Origin of the sequence: Sorangium sp. So ce375, assembly GCF_051473855.1 — a bacterium.
Taxonomy (GTDB): domain Bacteria; phylum Myxococcota_A; class Polyangia; order Polyangiales; family Polyangiaceae; genus Sorangium.
Genome location: NZ_CP150335.1, coordinates 5,172,788 through 5,191,829 on the forward strand (window position 1 = coordinate 5,172,788; position 19,042 = coordinate 5,191,829).

The window sequence follows — 19,042 nt, forward strand, 5'->3', positions numbered from 1 at the left end:
GCGAACTTCCACCGCCGCGCCTTGCTGCGCAGGCGTCCCCAAGGCCGGGGTCGTCCGCTCCGGGTGCTCGTTTGCGCCCAACAGGTTGCCACGCGCGCGCCGAGCGGGTTGCCAGGCGCGCGCCCAGCAGGTTGCCACGCGCGCGCCCAGCAGGTTGCCACGCGCGCGCCGAGCGGGTTGCCAGGCGCGCGCCGAGCGGGTTGACGGAGCGGCAGCGCCCCTTCAATACGGGGGCCGCCATGCTCGGCCCTTCCAGGTTCCACCCCGCCGTCGCGACGGCGCGCCGCTTCCCCTTCCTCGAGCGCTCCCGATGACGACCGCGCACCAGCAAGAGAGCGAGGCTGCCGTCGCAGACGCAGGGGGCGCAGAGGCCGCAAGCCTCCCGCTGCCTGGAGCGACGACCGCCCCGGACGCCCCCCGCACGAGCGCTGGGAGCACGGCGCGGGCGCTGCCCGCGCGCCTCGCCTATGCGCTCGCGGCGCTCTCCGGGTTCTTCTACTTCCTCGGGTTTCCTGGGATGGATCTCTGGCCGATCTCGTTCTTCGGCCTCGTCCCGCTGATCGTGGCGCTGCGCGGACAGACGCCCGGGCGCGCGGCGCTGCTCGGCTGGATCGCCGGCTTCGTCATGACGATGACCGGCTTCTACTGGCTGCTCGAGATGCTCCGGGTGTTCAGCGGATTCCCCACGATCCTCTGCGCGCTCTTCATGGCCATCCTCTGCGCCTACCAGGCCGGGAGGATCGCCCTGTGCGGCTGGCTCTACGGGCGGGCCGAGGCGCGAGGATGGCCGGGCTCGGTGGCCTTCACGCTCGCGTTCGTGACGAGCGAGCTCGTCTATCCGCTGCTCTTCCCCTGGTATTACGGCGCCTCGGTCCACAACGCGCCTGTGATGGGCCAGGTCGCGGATCTCGGCGGCCCCTACCTCGTCGGCCTGGTGCTCGTCGCGGCGAACCTCGCGATCGCCGAGCTCGTGATGCTCCGGCTGGATCGCGCGCCCGCAGGCGCCGCGCCGAGCGGGGCGGGCCGCGACGCCGGACCGCCGCTGCGCGGCCGCCCGCTGAACCGGGCGGTCCTCGCGGTGGGCGTCGCCGCCCCCGCCCTCGCGGTCGTGTACGGCGTCGTCCGGATGCGCGCCGTGGACGCGGCCGCTGCCGCGGCCGAGCCGATCAAGATCGGGATCGTGCAGCCGAACCTCGCGCTCTTCGACCGCCGGAACGCGCACAAGATCCACGTGACCCGGACCCGGGAGCTCGCGAAGGAGGGCGCGGGGCTCGTCGTGTGGAGCGAGGCGGGCGTGCCGCAAGCCTTCCGCGAGTCGGCCTACAAGACCGAGGTCCAGCGGTCGCTCACGGGCCGCCTCGGCGTCCCCACCGTCGTCGGCACGGTCATCCACCGGCTCCCGGCCAACCGGAACGAGCGCGGCGTGAGCTTCAACACGGCGCTCATGGCCAACAAGGACGGCGAGATCCTCGGTCGATACGACAAGCAGTACCTGCTCGCGTTCGGCGAGTACCTCCCGTTCGGCGAGATGCTCCCGTACCTCTACACGCTGTCGCCGAACTCGGGCCGCTTCAGCCCTGGCACGTCGCTCGCTCCGCTCGAGTGGGACGGCCACAGGCTCGCGACGATGATCTGCTACGAGGACATCCTGCCGCACTTCGTGAACAAGCTGGTCGCCGAGGGCGACCCCGACCTCCTCGTCAACCTCACGAACGACGCCTGGTTCGGCGACTCGACCGAGCCGTGGATCCACCTCGCGCTCGCGAAGATGCGCTCGATCGAGCACCGCCGCTACCTCGTGCGCGCCACCAACAGCGGCGTCTCCGCGATCGTCGACCCGGTCGGGCGGGTCGTCACGCACAGCGAGACCTTCAAGGAGCAGTCGCTCCTCGGCGAGGCCAGGTTCATGCACGGGCGGACCGTCTACGGGATTGTGAACGACATCCCGTGGTACGTCGCCGCGGTGGTGAGCGCCGCGATGGCGCTGTTCACGCGGCCGAAGCGCCTACGGCTCCGGCGCCGCGAAGGCTGAGCTTCGCGCGCATTCCAGCGGTACACGCCGACGCCGCCCGCTCGCGGCGCGGCGAACGCTCGAGCGACAAAGAGCGGCGGTCCCCCGCACAGGAGACGGGCCCAGATCGGCGTTTTCGGCGCGGAGGCGTACTCCAGTACGCCGAGCACCGAAAACGTCGAGATGGGCCCGTATCCGAAGCGGGTGCCCGCCGCTCTAGAGCTTCATCGCCTTTTTGAAGCGCTTCGCGTCGGCGAACATGTCGACGTTCGTGAACACGTACGTCGCGTCGTCGTGCTTCGCGCCTCGCGCGATCTCCGCGAGCCGCTCGATCGCCGGATCCTCGTAGCGCGACTTGTGCCCCGCCGGACCGTGCAGGCGGTAGTAGGCCACCTTCAACCGCGAGAGCCCCGCGTTCAGCGGATCGCGCGCGGCGAGCGCGCCGACCTCCTGGGTGAGCTCGTCGCTCTCGTCCGGATCCCACCCCGGCGGAGGCTCGAAGACGACGCGCTCGAAGCGCTTCTTCACGTTGACGAGGAAGTCGCGCAGGATGGCCTTGTTCGCGCGCGTCGGCGTGAACTCCGGGGGGCCGACGAAGACGGCGAGCTTCGCTTCGAGCTCGTCCGCCACGGCCTCGATGCTCTTGAGCGCCGTCTCAATGACCTTGCCGTCCCGGAAACCCTCCTGCCCGATCTCGCGCGGACCAAGAAGAGCGAAGCGAAAGCCGCCTGGAGCTTCGCGCCGCCAGCGCCGGATCGTTCCAGGTCCCGGAAGGGACACATGGGTCTCCTGCACCTCCACGAACATGAACTCGCGGAAATAGCGCGTCGCTGGGACGGGAAAACCGGCGCAGCCGACGGTGATCATCGCCCCCACCCTAGCCCACGCGCGCGCTGGCGAGAAGCCAGAGCGATGGATTTCTCGATCGGCTCGCCCGGACGCCCCGGAAGCGACTCCGCAGACACCCGGCGCGGAGCCACGCGGCGCGCGCGGTGACGCTGGGGACGCCAGCTCACTCCTCGCCCTCGCGCTGCGGCGCGGCAGCGGGCTCTGAGCGCGACCGCGCTGAATCTGGATCGCCCGCGCCCGCGTCGACCGGCCCTCCGAACGGCAGCGTGAGCACGGCGGCGCTCCGGTCGACCTTGCGCTGCAGGCGGGCCCGGCGACGGGCCTGCGCGGGCTCGGGCTCGGCGGTACCCTGGTCGGCCAGCTCGAGGGCGCGGGCGAAGGCGCGGACGTGGTGCTCGTAGAGCTTCGCGAGCTCGAGGCGCACCGAGGCGTCGTCGATCTCGGCGGCGAGCGCCTCGTAGTCCGCGAGCGCCCGCGCCTTGTCCCCGCGCGCCTTCGCGATGTCGCCGCGCGCGCGGCGCGCGACCGCGCCGCCGCCGCGCTCGACGGCGGCGTCCGCGAGCTCGGCCGCGCGCTCGAGCGCGCCCGCCCGCCGCAGCGTCGCGGCCACCCCGGCGAGATCGTCGGCGGCGAGGCTGCCGAGCGGCTCGCCGTAGAGCCCGACCAGCGCGACCATCGCGAGGACGTCGGCGGCGTTGTGCTCGACGACGCCGAGCAGCGCCTCCTCGTCACCGGTGCGCAGGAAGTGCGCGTAGCACGCGACGATCTCGCCGCCGGGCACGTCCCCGACCCGCACCCGGCCGAGCACGTCGTGCTCGAGGGCGATGAGGGTGCGGCTCTTCAGGCGCGCCTTGTGGATGCGCCGCGCGACGTGGACGAGATCGAGGTGCGGCAGCTCCGGCGGCGGCGGCAGGCGGTTCATCACGTAGCGCGTCCGGAGGAGCGGCATGTCGAACGCCTTGCCGTTGTACGTGACGATCATCGAGGCGTCGGCGAGGCGCTCGGCGAGGCGGCGCAGGATGGGCTCCTCCTCGCCGAGGCGGCGCAAAAGGAGCTGCTCCATGACGAAGCCGTCGGACGAGGGCTCGCCGAGCGGCCCCGCGCTGTCCGCCCCGGGGTCGAACCAGGCGAGGCCGATCAGGAACGGCACGGTGCCGGTACCGCCGGCGAGGCCCGTGGTCTCCGTGTCGAGGAACAGCGCCCGCCGCACGTCGCAGCCCGCGAGCGCCGGGTCGAGCGAGAGGAGCGCGAGCATGGCCGGATCGGCGTCGCGCGCGGCGACGAGCGGCGCGCGGCCGACGCGGGCCGCCGCGAGCGAGCGGGTGCGGCTCGCATAGAGAGGCCCGCCGGGCGTCTGCTCGACATGGAAGGGGAGCTCGCCTCGCGCCGGATCGGCCCTGGGCGTAGGCGGCGCGCCCCTGGCGACGATGCGGGAGATGCGCTCGCGCAGCTCGTCGAGCGACGGTCGAGCGCCGCCCGTGGAGGGCGATGCAGCCGAAACGGCCGGCGCCGCCTGAGGTGCCGCCTCACTCGGAGGCGGCGCCTCGGGCGACGGCGCGGCGGGAGCATCGTGTGCGCGAGCGCCGTCCACGGAGGGACCACGGTCGAGCGGCGCTGGCGCGGGGGCGAGCGGCGCGGCGCCGCGCCGCTCCGCCGGGAGCGGCCCGAGCCGCGCGAGCTTCGACTTGAACGACGTCATCGGCCGGTCGCGAGGTTTCCACGCCGGGCACTGCGCATCAAGTCAGTGGTCCAGCGGGCGCTCCGTCAGGGATCCTGGCGCGCGGCGCTCGGACCGACACCGTGCTTCGCCCGGATCGAGGCGAGCACCTCGTCGGCCTGCCGCTCGGTCGCGGCGCGATCGCCGGAGTTCTCGATGACGTAGTCGGCGACCGCGACCTTGCTGGCGAGCGGGAGCTGCGCTGCGAGCCGGGCGCGCACCTGGTCCTCGGTCGCGCCGTCCCGCGCCATCGCGCGGGCGATCTGGACCGCCTCGGGCACAGCGACAACGACGAGCGGGCGGAACGCATCGGCGACGCCGTTCTCGACGAGGAGCGCCGCCTCGTAGCACGCCAGCGGCTCGCCCCGGCGCTCGAGCTCGGCGGCGCGCTCCAGCGTGATCGCCGTGATGCGCGGGTGCACGATCGCGTTCAGCTGCCGGCGCTTGCCCGGATCGGCGAACACCATCGCCGCGACGCGCGCGCGATCGAGCGAGCCGTCCGGCGAGACCACCTCCGGGCCGAAGGCGCGCGCCACCTCGTCGAGCCCCTCCGTCCCCTTCGCCACCACCTCGCGGGCGAGCGCATCGGCGTCGATGACCGGAAGCCCTCGCGCGCGAAAATGAGCCGCCACCGTGCTCTTGCCGGATCCCAGGCCACCGGTCAGCCCGAACAGGACGATCCCCATCGGCGCCTCAGCCCCCGACATGGAGCGGCAGGTACGACTCTCCGCCGCCTGCTGTTGACCCGCCACCGCAACGCATTGCGTTAAAACCTACCTTCATTGCCCGGAGGTCCGGGGTTCTGGCGTCGAAGGGACGAGCGGCAGCGCCGTAGCCCGGCATCTGCCCGGAGCGCCTGCTCGCCTCGTGACCACCACGACCCGAGCCTACCCCGAAGGGGGGTCTGCGACCGTCGAGTTTCCTCGCCGTCGGCGCTTAAGAAGTCCGCTTCTCCGGGAATGCAACTACCATAACGGGGTGGTGGCAAAGATCGATGACCGGCCGGAGTCGGGCCTGCATGCCGCGTTCGATCGCTCGGACACGCACCGCGGCTCGCCGGATAAGCAGCTCACGGCGTGGCTGTCGGAGGTCGACGTCGGCGTGATCGAGGTCGACGCCGAGCAGCGCGTGGTGCGCGTGAACGGGGCGGCAGAGCGGCTGACCGGCTGGTCGATCGTCGAGGCGCGCGGCGCGCTGCTCGATCGCGTGCTCCGCCTGATCCCGGCGGCGGGGACGACGAGCGGAGATCCGGACATCGACGTCGGAGAGATGACCGAGCTGTTCGACGAGGGCGCGCCCGCGAAGGCCGCTCCGCCGCCCGCGCTCACGCCGCGGCGTGAGCCGGTGGCGCCGCTCGCGCCGGTGATCATCGACGAGGGCGCGCTGCGCACGCCGAGCGCGCCGCTCGCCGCGCCCGAGGCCGCGACGGCAAGCAGACCGACGTCCGGGCGGTACACCGCGCTGCTCGAGCGCCGCGACGGCTCCGTCATCCCCGTGCTCCACACGATCGGCACGCTCACAGGGCGACCCACGCGCGAGAGCCAGCGCGACTCGAGGCCGCCGCCCCCCGCCCCCGGGCAGATCGTCCTCTTCCGCGAGCTCGGCGCGCCGGGGCCGTTGCCCATCCACCCGGCCAAGCCGCGCTACGACGCGCTGACGCGGCTCCTCGACCGGTACGCGATCATCGATCGCATCGAGGAGGCGCTGAACGACTGCAGGGTGAACAACACGCCGTACGCGCTCTGCTACATCGACCTGGATCGCTTCCGGCTCGTGAACGCCACCTGCGGGCACGAGGCGGGCGACGATCTGCTCCAGTGGGTCGCGACGCGCGTGCACGAGATCGTCGGCCCGAAGGACGCGGCCGGGCGGATCGGCGGCGACGAGTTCGTCCTCTTGCTCGCGGACAAGAGCGAGCGCGAGGCGGAGCGGATCGCGCGCGACCTGCAGATCTGCCTGCTCGAGTTCCGGTTCGGGTGGGCGGAGAAGACGTTCTCGATCGGCGCGAGCATCGGGCTCGTGGTGCTGACCCCGCACTTCGAGCGGGCGGTCGACGTGCTCGGCGCCGCCGATCACGCGTGCCGGATCGCGAAGGAGAACGGGCGCGGGAGGCTGCAGGTCTACCTCGACGACCAGCAGATGACGACGAGCCGGCGCTCGATGCAGTGGGTCGCGAGCCTGCAGCGCCACCTCGCCGAGGGGCGGCTCCGGCTCTACTCGCAGGGCATCCACCCGCTCGTCAAGCCGGGCGCGGCGCACACCCCGCGCGGCGCGCACTTCGAGGTGCTCGTGCGGCAGCTCGGCGAGGACGGCCGGTTCTACTCGCCGGTCGGCATCATCCAGGCGGCGGAGCAGAGCGGCCTGATCCACGTGATCGATCGCTACGTCGCGCGCCAGGCGTTCCGGCTCATCGGCGCGCTCCCGCAGCACGCGCTGAGGCGCCTCGACACGTGCTCGATCAACCTGTCGGGCGTGTCGCTCCTGCGCGAGGGCCTGCTCGACTTCCTCGTCGAGCAGCTGCACCGGGCGCAGGTGCCGCCGAGCAAGATCTGCTTCGAGATCACCGAGACGGCGGCGCTCGCCAACCTCGGCGAGGTGCTGTGGTTCATGCAGGAGCTCGGCGCCATGGGGTGCCGGTTCGCGATCGACGACTTCGGCAGCGGGCACGCGTCGTACGGCTACCTGGAGAGCCTGCCGGTCGACTACGTCAAGATCGACGGCATGTTCGTCCGCGATCTGAAGGACAACTCGCTCCACCGCGCGATCGTGGAGTCGGTGCACCGCATCGGCGACACGCTCGGCATCAAGACCGTCGCCGAGCAGGTGGAGAACCAGGAGATCGCCGAGCTGCTCACGTCGATGGGCATCCACTACGCGCAGGGGTGGCACTTCGACAAGCCGCAGCCGCTCGTCGACCTCTGCGGGTCCCTGCGCGCCCAGGGCGACCCGAGCGATCCGGACGCGACGGGCTCGCCCGAGGGCCGCTGACGCGGTCGCCCCGGTAGCCCGGCCGCGCCCCGCGAGCGCAGAGCGGCGCTCTAGGCGAGGAGCGCCGACGACGTCGTGAGCGTGACGCCGGCGGCCTGCATCTCGGAGAGCGCGGCGGCGACGCCGGCCTCGGTGATGCCGGCGACGGCGTCGGTCAGGAGCGCCGTGCGGTAGCCGCGCTGGGCGAGGCCGAGGGCGGCGGCGCGGACGCAGTAGTCGGTCGCCACGCCGTAGACGACGAGCTCGGGCGCACCGCCGAGCGCCGCGGTGAGCTCGCGCAGGAACCCCTCGGCGAGGGGGTTCGCGAAGAGGCTGTAGACCTCCTTCTCGAAGTAGACGGCGTGGCTCGCGCCCGCCGCGAGCTCGCGCACCGCCGCGTCGACGGGCGCGCGCTCCACGTTCGGGAGGAAGCGATAGCGCGGCGGCAGCGTGCCCTCGACCTTCAGCCAGCCCGGCGTCCCCTTCACGCAGTGGTCGGGGAAGCCCGGCTTGCCGCCCTCGGGCGCCGGCGTGTCGTTCGACGCGAACTCCCACGCGTCCCACGCGTGCGAGTCGACCGAGCCGACGATGGGGATCCCGTGCGCGACGGCGTGCTCCGTGAGCCTCCGGAACAGCGCGTTCGGCGAGCCCTTCACGTACAGCGCGCCGGTCTCCTCGCAGAAGTCCCGCTGGACGTCGACGTCGACGAACACCCTCGGGGGCGAAGATTGCCGGGTCGATTTGCCGCTCGCCATGTCCTCGATCTCCTGTCGTGTGGCGGCGCGCGGCCGATCCCGGCGCGCGCCAGGGGGCCTCGCTCGCTACCGCTCTCCCGCGCCGGAGACGACCCGGGCGCGCACCGCCTCCACGAGCGCGCCGAGCTGCGGCGACACCTCGGCCGCGAAGGGCGCGCCCGGCCCGGGACCGTCGTCGATGGAGAGCAGCGCCTCCGGCAGCCCGGCGAGCTGCGCGCGCGCGCGCAGCCGGACGGCGTCGAGCCCCTCGGGCGGCGCGACGCGGGCGCCGCGCGCCATCACGCGCGCTAGCAGCTGCTCGGCCTCGGGGCTCATCGGCTCGCCCTCGAGCGCGATCACGTCGCGGACGAGCTTCCCCGACCGATCGCGGAACCGGTGCACCTGGTGCGCGCCGGGCAGCGTCGCCTTCCCCTCCGAGAACTTCGCGATGGGCGTGCGCTCCCCGCCCGCGCCCCGCTCGACGTCGCCGATCTCCACGAGCTTGTAGACGCCGCCCAGCGCGGGGGCGTCGATCGACGTCACAAGGTCCGTCCCGACGCCGTAGAGGTCGATGGGCGCCCCGGCGCGACGGAGCTCGGCGATGCGGTGCTCGTTCAGATCGCCCGAGGCGACGATCTTCGCCGACGTACACCCCGCGCCGTCGAGGATCTGGCGCACGGCCACGCTGAGCGCGCCGAGGTCGCCGGAGTCGAGCCGGACCCCCTTCAGCCTGTCGCGCGCGATCGCCGCGGCGCGCGCCGCGCCGGTGAGCGTGTCGTAGGTGTCGATGAGCAGGATCGCCGCGCTCGGGAAGACCGCGACGTAGGCCTCGAACGCGGCCTGCTCCGTCGGGTGGGCCATCGTCCACATGTGCGCGGCCGTCCCGAGCACCGGGATGCCGAAGCGCATCCCGGCCTCGACGTTCGATGTGCCGACGCAGCCGACCGCGTAAGCGGCCCGCGCCGCGTCGAGCGCCGCCTCCGGGTGCGTCCTCCGGGTGCCGAACTCGATGACCCCGGCGTCGCCGGCGGCCAGGACGACGCGCGCGGCCTTCGACGCGATCGCGGTGGCGTGGTTGATGGCGGACAGGGCGAACGTCTCGATGAGCTGCGCCTCGATGAGCGGCGCCGTGACGCGCAGGACCGGCTCGTTCGCGAAGAACGCCGTCCCCTCGGGGATGGCCCAGACGTCGCCGTGGAAGCGGAAGCTCCGCAGGTAGCTGCAGAACGCCGGCGTCATCGCGTCCGCGAGGGCGGGGAGCGCGCTCAGGTAGGCGATCTGCTCGTCCGTGAAGCGGAGCTCCTCGAGGTAACGCACGACCCGCTCGAGGCCCATCGCGAGGAGGAAGCGCCGGTGCTGGGGCAGCCGCCGCACGAAGAGCTCGCACGTCGCGACGCGCGAGACCATCCCGCGGTGGAAATAGCCCGCCGCCATCGTCAGCTGGTAGAGATCCGTGTGCAGCGCGTCCACAGCTCATGGCTAGAGACGCTGGACGTACGGGTCAACCGGAAGATCGCGTCGCGGGAGGCGGTGGTCCGGTCGTCCTCACGCCCGCGCCGCGGGTCCCTGGCAGGCAGCGCCCCCCCGACGGCCGTTGCTGGTCTAAGCTCCGCCGCCGTGGCAGCGAAGATCCTGGACGGCAAGGCGATCGCGCAGAAGGTCCGCGACGAGGTGCGGGAGGGGGTGGCGCGCTTCGTCGCCGCCCACGGTCGCCCCCCCGGCCTGGAGGTGGTGCTCGTCGGCGAGGACCCGGCGAGCGTGGCCTACACGCGGAGCAAGGAGAGGATGTCGAACGAGGTCGGCATGCGAGGCCGGCTCCGCACGCTCCCTGCCGCGACCACCGAGGCGGAGCTGCTCGCGTGCGTCGCGGAGCTCGACGCGGACGACACCGTCGACGGGATCCTCGTCCAGCTGCCGCTGCCGGCGCACGTGCGCGAGCACATCGTGCTCGACGCCGTGGATCCCGCGAAGGACGTCGACGGCCTCCACCCGGTGAACGCAGGGCTGCTCGCGATGGGCCGCCCGGGCGGCCTCGCGCCGTGCACGCCGGTCGGCTGCATGCGCCTGCTCGCGGAGGCGGGCGTCGAGCTGGCCGGCGCCCGCGCGGTGGTGGTCGGGCGGAGCAACCTCGTCGGCAGGCCGATGGCGCAGCTGCTGCTCGCGCGCCACGCCACCGTCGCGATCGCCCACACCCGGACGCGTGATCTGCGGGCGCTCTGCCGCGAGGCCGACGTCCTCGTGGTCGCGGCGGGCAAGGCGAAGCTCATCGGCGGCGACTGGATCAAGGAAGGGGCCACGGTGATCGACGTCGGCATGAACCGCGACGACGCCGGCAAGCTGGTGGGCGACGTCGACTACGACGCCGCCAGGGAGCGCGCCGCGTGGATCACGCCGGTGCCCGGCGGCGTCGGCCCCATGACGATCGCCTCGCTGCTCGAGACGACGCTGCGCGCGGCGGAAGCGCGTGCCGCGAAGCGGTAGCCATGGCCGCGCCAAGCTGGGGGAACGCGGAGGCCGCCGCCGCCGCCGAGCGCGCCGCGGCGTTCGTGGCGCGCGAGACGGCCGTCGCCTGTCCGCCGTTCGTCCCCGAGGTCAGGCTCCACCTGGCGACCGAGGTCACCCCGCTCTGGCACGCGACGGAGGCGGCGCTCGCGCGCGCGGGCGTGCCGCCCCCGTACTGGGCGTTCGCGTGGGCGGGCGGGCAGGCGCTCGCGCGGTTCCTGCTCGATCATCCCGCGACGGTCTCGGGCAAGCGCGTGCTCGACCTCGCCTGCGGCGGCGGCGTCGTCGCGATCGCGGCGGCCTTCGCGGGCGCGGCGCGCGTGAGCGCCGCCGACATCGATCCGTTCGCCGCCGCGGCGCTCCGGCTGAACGCGGCCCTGAACGACGTCGATGTCGACGTGATCAACGAGGATCTCACGGCGAGCGCCGAGGCCGGCGCGTGGGACGTCATCGTGGCGGGCGACGTCTGCTACGAGCGCGCGATGGTCGAGCGCGTGCTCCCGTGGCTGCGCCGCCAGGCCGCGCGCGCCGCCGCGGTGCTCGTCGGCGATCCGGGGCGCGCCTATTGCCCCTCGGAGGCCGTCGAGGAGCTCGCGCGGTACCAGGTCCCCACGTCGCTCGATCTCGAAGGTCGCGAGCGGCGCGAGACGCGCGTGCTGCGGCTGCTGCCGCACCCTTCTGGCGGCGACACGGAGCCCGTCCGCAGGTAGGCGGCGCCCCGAGGCGGCGCGCCTCGCGGACCGACGAGCCGCCTACTCCGCGCTGAGCCGCCCTCCGCTCAGCCGGCGCACGTGCCCCCCGATCGCCGCCGCGAAGGCCGCGTCGTTCGTCGTGAGCAGCGTCGCCTTCCCCTCCGCGCGGCGCTGCTCGATGAGCTCCAGCACCGTGCGCACCCCCTCGGCGTCCAGCCCGTTTGTCGGCTCGTCGATCACGAGCAGCCACGGATCGCCCACCAGCGCCGCGAGGAGGAGCGCGCGCTTGCGCTGACCGAACGACAGCCCGGAGAGCCGCTGCCGGTAGAAGGCGGCCGCGCCGATCCGCTCGATCCACGCGCGCTCGATCGGCGGCGCCTGCTTGAGCGCGCGCACGAGGGCGCAGAGCTCGGCGACCTGGAGATCGGGCAGCGCCTCGGTCGCGTCGGGCGCGTAGCCGAGCCGGCGCCGCGCCGCGGCCCCGCCGCCGTGGACGGCCTCCCCCGACAGCGTCACGGCGCCGCGATCCGGATCGAGCAACCCGACGACGACGCGCAGCAAGGTCGATTTGCCAGCGCCGTTCTCGCCCATCACGACCGCCACCTCCGAAGGTCCGCAGCGGAGGTCGACGCCCGAGAGCACGTCCCTCCCCGCAAGCCGCTTGTGGATCCCCGTCGCCTCCAGCGTCACAGCGCCCTCCCCTCTCCCGCCGCCGCGCCGCGCTCCCGGCGCGACGAGAGCCAGCGCGCGCCGGCGGGCGCCGCGGGCAGCGCCGCCGCCGGAGCGAAGGCCGCGAGCGCGAGCTCACCCAGCGTCCACGCGGCCGCGATCGACGCCGCGAGGGCGGCGAGCACCGAGAGCAGCACGCGGCTGCTGTCGCGTCCGTCCTGCCGCACGGACCACCGGACGCAGCCGAGCGCGATCCCGGAGAGGAACAGCCCCGCGAGCGCCGCGCCTCCGAGCAGGCGCAGCGCCACCGACGGCGCCGCGCGGGTGAGCGCGCCGACCGCCGCCCCGTGCGCGAGCGCGAGGGCGACGAGCGGCGCGGCGACCGCCGCCGCGGCGGCGCCCGCCCGGAGCCCGGCCGCCGCGCCGCACGCGTCGAGGAGCCACGCGAGCCGCCGCTCCTCGCGCAGCACCGGGCCGGAGAGGCCGGCGCCCGCGCAGAGCGCGACCGGCGTGAGCGCGACGAGCGACGCCGCGGCGAGCGGCCCGCCCCCGAGCTGCCCGCTGTTCCGGGACCAGACCGCCGCGGCGAGCGCGCCGATCGCCCCGAGCGCGAGGCACCGCACGAGCACCGCGCGGTAGCCGCGCACGAGCGCCGCCAGGTAGGCGAGCGAGAGCGCGACGAGCGCGCCGCCGAGCACGGGCGCGGAGGACGGGATCATCGAGCGCTCGCGGCCGGCAGGGATCTCCGGCGCCCGAGCGACGGCCGCGCGCAGCCCGACGGCGAGCGCGGGCGCGGCGCAGGCGAGCAGGATCCACGCCGGAGCCCCGAGCGCGACGGCGCCCGCGAGCAGCGCGAGCGCCGCGAGCTCACGCGCGCCGCGCGGCCGGGCAAGAAGCATGCAGCGCGCCGCGAGCGACGCGATGCACGCGGCGCAGCCGGCGAGCGCGCCGGCGCCGAGCGCCCAGAGCGCCACCCACGGGAGCTCGGCGACCGCGAGGAGCAGCGCGTGGGCCGCGAGCAGCGCGCGGCGCGGGACCGGAAGCGCGCGGAGAAAGAACGTCGCCGGCGCGCGGAGCAGCGCGCGCGCCGCAGGGGTCCCGACGAGCAACCACGCCCCCCACAGCCCGACGCGGAACGGGGGCGACTCGGCCGCGAGGCCCGTGAGCTGCGATGGGTGCATCCCGTTGCCGCCGAACACGACCGCCGCGACGAGGCCCATGCCCATGTAGAGCGGCATGGCGCGGGCGAAGGCGTCCTTGCCGGCCGTCGAGACCAGGACGCGCAGGACGAGGGCGAAGCGGCGCAGCACCTCACGTGCTTGTACCCCACGGCGGGCCGGATCTTCCCCTCGGAAGCGCATGCCAGGGTCGCGCCGCGAGGCGATCGCGGCGAGAGAGCCGGGCCCCTCGCCGCGACGGCGTTCGACTGTGATGGATTCGGACCGGCACCGGCAGCCGCGCCGCCGGCGGAGGCCGCGCGGGAGCGCGGCCTCCGGGATCACCGGCGGGCGGGTTCGCGCGGGAGCGCGGCCTCCGGGATCACCGGCGGGCGGGTTCGCGCGGGAGCGCGGCCTCCGGGATCACCGGCGGGCGGGTTCGCGCGGGAGCGCGGCCACGGTGGGGTCGAACGAGCAGGTCGAGCCGCAGACCGCGTTCGCCGCGGCGACGCAGCGGTCGTCCCACGCGTTCCCGCAACAGTAGGCGTCCTGCGCGCACACCGCCGCGACGCACCCGTCGCACGCGGCGTCGAGCGCTGCGCCGGTGTCGCACACGTCATGGCTGCAGCCGCACGAGAGCCCGCACGCCTCCCCCGCCTGCTCCACGCAGCGCGCGTCCCACGCGTTGTCGCAGCAGTAAGGATCCTGCGCGCACACCGCCTGGGCGCACGGGTCGCACGCGGCGTCGAGCGCGTCGCCCGCCGTGCACAGCTCGTGGCTGCACGACGCGCAGGTCAGCCCGCAGACGCTCTCGACCTGCTCGACGCACGCCCGATCCCACGAGTGGTCGCAGCAGTAAGGATCGGCCGCGCACACCGCCTGAGCGCAGGGATCGCACCCGGAGTCGAGCGCCCCCCCCGGCGAGCACAGGTCGTGCGAGCAGGCCTCGTCGCACCGGGCCCCGCACGACTGCTCGGCGGCCTCGACGCAGAGCCGATCCCACTCGTTGGTGCAGCAGTACGGGTCCGCGGCGCACACCGCGCCCACGCACGGGTCGCCGCACGTCGGGTCGAGCGGCGCCCCCGGCTCGCAGACCGGCTGCTCGCACGTCGGGCACGCCCCGCAGTCCTCGGGGCAGCTGCTGCAGGACTCGCCCAGCCCGCACCCGCCGTCGCCGCAGCCCTGGATCGTGCAGGCCTCGCCGCACACCATCTCGACCTCGCTCACGCACGCTCCATCCCAGCCGCCCTGACAGCAGAACGGATCCAGCGAGCAGATCGCCGCGACGCACGGATCGCACCCCGGATCGAGCGGCGCCCCTTCATCACACGTCGCGTGCGTGCAGGCGCTCCCCACCTCGCCGACGACGCGGATGTTGTCGACGTACCACCCCTCGAGCTCGTTGAAGACATCGTCGACCGTGTCGAAGCGGAACGCGATGGTGACGCGCCGGCCCTGGAAGCTCGCCAGCGACTCGATGCGCGGCTCGAAGACGCCGTTGCTCCACGAGGTGGACGTCGGGAACACCGCCGTGTGGGTCGGGTCGTCCACGTCGGTCACGATGACGTCCGTCGTGTCGAAGAACCCGCCGCCCTCGACCTCGATGAGCTGGTCGACGACGAGCAGCGGGCTCTCCACGCCGGAGAGATCGACGATCGGCAGCGTGAGCGTGCCCGCGTTCGCCCCGCCGGTGTCGTAGTTGCCGGTCGCCTCCTGGCCGTACCAGAACGAGCGAGCACCCTCGGACGCGCGGCGCGTCGTGACGTGCCACAGGCCATCGACGCTCCACGCGCCCGGATCGCTCTCGAAGCCCTCCGAGAACACGACGACGCCGGCGTCGGTGGTGACCTGGATGTTGTTCGACACGGGCCCGATGTTGCCCGCTTCGTCGATGGCGCGCAGCGCGATGAACACGGTCGATGACGGCGGCAGCCCATCGATCACGGCCTGCACCGGCGAGCCTCCCGGCTGCGCGGCCGGCGCCGACACCGCCTTTCCGGCGCTGAAGGTGCCGTCGTCGAGGGGGGACAGCGACCAGCGGATCTCGTAGGCCGCCGGCGTACCGTCGAACCCATCGTCGCCAGGCGAGGTGAACCGGATCGACGCCGAGGTGGCCTCGACCTGGAGCGCTGCCAGATCCGTGACCTGCGCCGGCGGCGTCATGTCCGCGGTGAGCGCGAACGTGAGCCCGTGGGTCTCGGCTGCAGCCCAGAGAGAAGCCCAGTGGAGCGTCCCGTTGTCCAGGTTGCCGTCGTCGTCGTCGCGCAGGAACGCCTCGCGCACGGCCGTGGGGATGTCGGGGGCGTTCGACGCGAAGGAGGGCAGCACCAGGGCGCGCGCGAGCGCGTCGCCGGCGTCCTCGCCGAGCTCGCCGATCAGGTTGGCGCGGGCGTGCCACGCGAACCCGGCCCATGCCTGCCCGAGGTTGTGCTCCTCGTCGAAGCCGCCGGCCGGGTACACGTACCCGTTGTCGCACGTGCGGCCCAGGCCGGCGCCCGGGGCGATGTCCTCGGCGATGACGGGGTTCCTGAGCAGCAAGCAAGCCAGCGTGTCACCCCACCCCTCCGAGAGGCCGCCGTCGAAGATGCCGCCGAACCTGTCGTCGACGAAATGCCCGTACTCGTGGGCGATCACGCTGTCGATCGCGGAGTTGTTACAACCGCCGCCCGAGCGGAAGAAGTTGATGCTGATCGCGCCCGGATCGTAGTACGCGTTGCACGCCTCGTTCAGGTTGACGTTGGTCGGCAGCGGTTCGCCGAGCGCGTCTGGCGCGAGGCCGTTCGCTTCGAGGAACGAGCGCGCCGCGTCCACGTAACGATAGGCGGTGGTCTGCGCGAGCTCCTGCTCTCCCGCGCTCGCCGACGAGAACAGGAGGCCGACCCCCGCGACCGCCCCGCCGGTGGCCACGAGGTTCGGCCCCGCCGTGTTCTGCACGATCGCCGCGCGGCCGTTCAGGGTCGCCGTGAGGGGCGCGCCCGGCGGCGCGTCGATGCTGAAGCCGCCGGCGGCGTCGGCGTGGACGAAGGCGCCCATGCCCGAGACGAGCGCATGAGGGAGGCTCGCCTGCGCCGGCGTACCGCCGGGCGCGCCCGGCGCGCCGCTGCTCACGGTGAAGGCCGACACCGAGCCGGTGACGACATCGAACACCCGGTCGTCCAGCGTGAGGACCCGGCCGGCCGACGGGCCGTTGGCGATCACGAGCACGCGCTCGTGGCGTCCGGCGAGGCTCACGTCCCAGACCATCTGGAGCGCGCCGGCGATCGAGCGAATCACCTTCTCGGCCTTCGCCACGGGCGCGTCCGGCCGCGCGCGAAGCGCCTTCCGGGCGAGCGCCTGCGCGCGCTGCTCGCCGAGGAGATCCTGCGTATCGACGAGGGGGTCCTGGTAGAGGTGGTGGCTCGACGCCACGAGCGCGCTCCCGCCGCGGCCATCCGCGCGCAGGGTCAGGTTCAGGTAGGTGCCGTGGATCGGCACGCCGTCGCGGAGCTGGCGGTAGCTCACATGCCCGAGGGTGGCGCGGGCCGGCGTGCGCTCGACGTGCTGGCTCGCGATGGCGAAGTCGCCCGCCCCGAGCGGGCCGAGCGCGCTCTCCAGCTCGCCCTGAAGCGCCGGCAGCACGTCGGCCGCGCTCAGCGACCGCGCCGGCGAGATCGAGAGCGTCCTTCCCTTGTGTACACGGCCGCCCTTCACCTCGCGGCCGTAGGTCTTCACTGCACGAGGGGGATTTGCGGCCAAAGGCGTGACAGCCGAGGTGTCGTCCCCACCCCCGCAGCCGATCCCCGCGCCAAGCCCCATAAGAAATAGAGTTATCAATCCACGGCAATTACGCATTCATCCCTCCGATCGTGTTTGATCAGGTGCTCGTTAGGACAAAGACAGCCATGCCAGCGACGAGCCAGCTCGTCCCTGCGTCTCTGCATGGCCGCGCCGTCCGCGCCCCGCGTCAGCCGGTCGCGTGATACCAGCATACGGCGGCGCTCCGTCGCTCCAGGGGGAGAGTCGGTATCGCCACCGCCTGCGGCCTGCGACCGCCGCGGCTACCTGCGCGCGTACGACGCACTAAAGAAGCGGCGTCGCTCCAGGAGAGCTCCGCCCCAGTCTACGCCTCTATCGCTCTACGCCTCTACGCGGTGCACACGATATACCAACGGAGTCATCCGCTCTCCCCGCGCGGCAGCCATCGCGCGTCAGAGCCGAAATCACGACCGTTGGTCGGCTCAGGCGCGCTGGCCATGAGCTGGCCGGCCAGATGGCCGGCCGCGCAGCGACATGGCACCTTGCGTAGATGAGCAAGAAATTGCGGTAGATCGCTGGAAGATCGCGCGGCGCCCTCTCCGGTGTGCCCTGCAGCGGAGAGCGGGCGGGCCAGGAGCTGCTGTCGCGGTCAGGGCGGACAGGCGCCTCGCGATCCTGCGCATGAACCACGCTGCCGCTCGTGCTCGGCGCGACGCGCCCCGTTCGGCCCTGGCCCGCGCGGCGGGCGTCCCCCCGTCCCAGCGCGGCCGGTGTCGCGGAGAGCGCGGGAAGCAGTAGACTCCACCGCGTGAGCCGCTCCCCTGGGCGCCGTGACCCCAACCCCTCGCAGCTCTCGCTGTTCGGTCCAGCGCCAGAGCCTGCCGCTGCCGAGGCAGCGCGCGAGCGCGACGCGACGACGGCGCGCGAGCGTGACGCGATGGCGGCGGTCTACGACGACGCCGCTCGCCTCGCGGCGCGGCTCCCGGCGGGGGTCCACCTCGGCACGAGCTCGTGGAGCTTCCCCGGCTGGCAGGGCCTCGTCTACGCCGCGCGGCGGAGCACCGAGGAGCTCGCGCGGGACGGCCTCGCCGAGTATGCGCGGCACCCGCTGCTCACGACGGTCGGAATCGACCGCAGCTTCTACGCCCCCGTCCCCGACAGCGACTTCCGCCGTTACGCAGCGCAGCTGCCGGACGGCTTCCGCTGCGTTTCGAAGGCGCTGCACGCCGTCGTGTCGCAGACGCTGGAGCGATCGCAGACGCCGCCGGGCGCGGACGAAGGGCGCGGCGCTGGCCCCGCGCGCCTCGAGCCGAACCCGGACTTCCTCTCGGTGCCGCTCTTCCTCTCGCGCGTCGCCGCGCCGCTGCTCTCGGCGTTCCGGGCGCACGCGGGGCCGGTGCTGCTCGAGCTGCCCCCGGTCGGCCCGCCCCACCGGCTCCCGCCGCGCGCGTTCTTCGAGCGGCTCGACGCCTTCCTCGGCGCGCTGCCGCCCGAGCTCTCCTGCGCCGTCGAGCTCAGGGAGCGCGCCTATTTCACCGGCGAGTACCGGGAGATCCTTGGCGCGCGAGGCGTCGCCCACGCCTACAGCTACTGGCGCAACATGCCGTCTCCCGGGGCCCAGGCGGAGGTCGTGCCCGTCTCGAACGCTCCGTTCGCGGTCGTCCGGCTCTCGCTCAAGCCCGGTCGCCGCTACGAGGCGGAGAAGCAGCGGTTCCACCCGTTCAATCGGGTGGTCGAGCCCGATCCTGAGATGCGCGCGGAGGTCGCGCGGATCCTGTGCGAGGCCGCGGCGCTGCGCATCGAGAGCTTCACGCTCGTGAACAACAAGGCCGAGGGCTCTGCGCCCCTCACCGTGCGCGCCATCGCCGAGGAGGTCGCCGCGGCGTGGCGTGCGCCCACGGCGCCCACCGGCCGGTGAGCCGGACCAGGGCAGGACGGAGCGGGCCAGCGCGACGCGCGCGCCCAGGCTCGTGGCCGCGCGCCAGCGCCGCCGCGCGAAGCGGACAGGC

General features: G+C 73.7%; 13 protein-coding genes. 5 read left to right on the plus strand and 8 right to left on the minus strand.

The features are described 5' to 3' along the window. Positions 1-310 precede the first annotated feature (310 nt). Complete coding sequence (gene lnt / locus WME90_RS19185; protein WP_437282606.1) at positions 311-2,032, plus strand: apolipoprotein N-acyltransferase; 1,722 nt, start codon at positions 311-313, stop codon at positions 2,030-2,032. A 195-nt stretch (positions 2,033-2,227) separates the two neighbouring features. Here lnt and WME90_RS19190 read toward each other — a convergent pair whose 3' ends face one another. The 3 genes from WME90_RS19190 to coaE form a co-directional block, all read right to left on the minus strand. Beyond that, positions 2,228-2,878: a DUF72 domain-containing protein gene (locus tag WME90_RS19190; RefSeq protein WP_437282607.1), complete on the minus strand. Its 651-nt coding sequence runs from the start codon at positions 2,876-2,878 to the stop codon at positions 2,228-2,230. Positions 2,879-3,023: 145 nt separating this feature from the next. Further along, a complete protein-coding gene (locus WME90_RS19195) occupies positions 3,024-4,559 on the minus strand; it encodes a ribonuclease H-like domain-containing protein (RefSeq protein WP_437282608.1) in 1,536 nt (511 codons plus the stop codon). Positions 4,560-4,624: 65 nt separating this feature from the next. Next, a complete protein-coding gene (gene coaE, locus WME90_RS19200; protein ID WP_437282609.1) occupies positions 4,625-5,284 on the minus strand; it encodes a dephospho-CoA kinase in 660 nt (219 codons plus the stop codon). 274 nt (positions 5,285-5,558) lie between these two features. Between coaE and WME90_RS19205 the strand changes: the two genes are divergently transcribed. After that, positions 5,559-7,565 (plus strand): EAL domain-containing protein, encoded by a 2,007-nt coding sequence (locus tag WME90_RS19205; protein ID WP_437282610.1) that lies wholly within the window; start codon positions 5,559-5,561, stop codon positions 7,563-7,565. 50 nt (positions 7,566-7,615) lie between these two features. On the opposite strand, the gene WME90_RS19210 is transcribed toward WME90_RS19205, so the two are convergent. Together WME90_RS19210 and WME90_RS19215 are read right to left on the minus strand one after the other, a co-directional pair. Beyond that, positions 7,616-8,299 carry a cysteine hydrolase family protein gene (locus WME90_RS19210; RefSeq protein ID WP_437282611.1) on the minus strand — a complete coding sequence of 228 codons (684 nt, stop codon included), beginning with the start codon at positions 8,297-8,299 and terminating at the stop codon, positions 7,616-7,618. 66 nt (positions 8,300-8,365) lie between these two features. After that, positions 8,366-9,748 carry a nicotinate phosphoribosyltransferase gene (locus WME90_RS19215; protein WP_437282612.1) on the minus strand — a complete coding sequence of 461 codons (1,383 nt, stop codon included), beginning with the start codon at positions 9,746-9,748 and terminating at the stop codon, positions 8,366-8,368. A 147-nt stretch (positions 9,749-9,895) separates the two neighbouring features. Here WME90_RS19215 and folD point away from each other — a divergent pair, with 147 nt between their 5' ends. Further along, positions 9,896-10,759, plus strand: a complete 864-nt coding sequence (gene folD / locus WME90_RS19220; protein WP_437282613.1) for a bifunctional methylenetetrahydrofolate dehydrogenase/methenyltetrahydrofolate cyclohydrolase FolD — start codon at positions 9,896-9,898, stop codon at positions 10,757-10,759. A gap of 2 nt (positions 10,760-10,761) precedes the next feature. Beyond that, entirely contained in the window at positions 10,762-11,490 is a 729-nt protein-coding gene (locus WME90_RS19225; protein WP_437282614.1) for a class I SAM-dependent methyltransferase, read from the plus strand. Between the two features lie 42 nt (positions 11,491-11,532). Here the strand turns inward: WME90_RS19225 and WME90_RS19230 are convergent, their stop codons facing one another. From WME90_RS19230 to WME90_RS19240, 3 genes are all read right to left on the minus strand, one after another. Next, entirely contained in the window at positions 11,533-12,162 is a 630-nt protein-coding gene (locus tag WME90_RS19230; RefSeq protein ID WP_437282615.1) for an ATP-binding cassette domain-containing protein, read from the minus strand. Continuing rightward, on the minus strand, positions 12,159-13,451 hold the full coding sequence (locus tag WME90_RS19235; RefSeq protein WP_437282616.1) for a hypothetical protein: 1,293 nt from the start codon (positions 13,449-13,451) through the stop codon (positions 12,159-12,161). The genes WME90_RS19230 and WME90_RS19235 overlap by 4 nt, the downstream gene beginning before the upstream one ends. A gap of 270 nt (positions 13,452-13,721) precedes the next feature. Next, positions 13,722-17,009, minus strand: coding sequence for a hypothetical protein (locus WME90_RS19240; protein WP_437282617.1), 3,288 nt, complete (start codon positions 17,007-17,009; stop codon positions 13,722-13,724). A gap of 832 nt (positions 17,010-17,841) precedes the next feature. Between WME90_RS19240 and WME90_RS19245 the strand changes: the two genes are divergently transcribed. Then, positions 17,842-18,951, plus strand: a complete 1,110-nt coding sequence (locus WME90_RS19245) for a DUF72 domain-containing protein (protein WP_437282618.1) — start codon at positions 17,842-17,844, stop codon at positions 18,949-18,951. Positions 18,952-19,042: the final 91 nt, after the last annotated feature.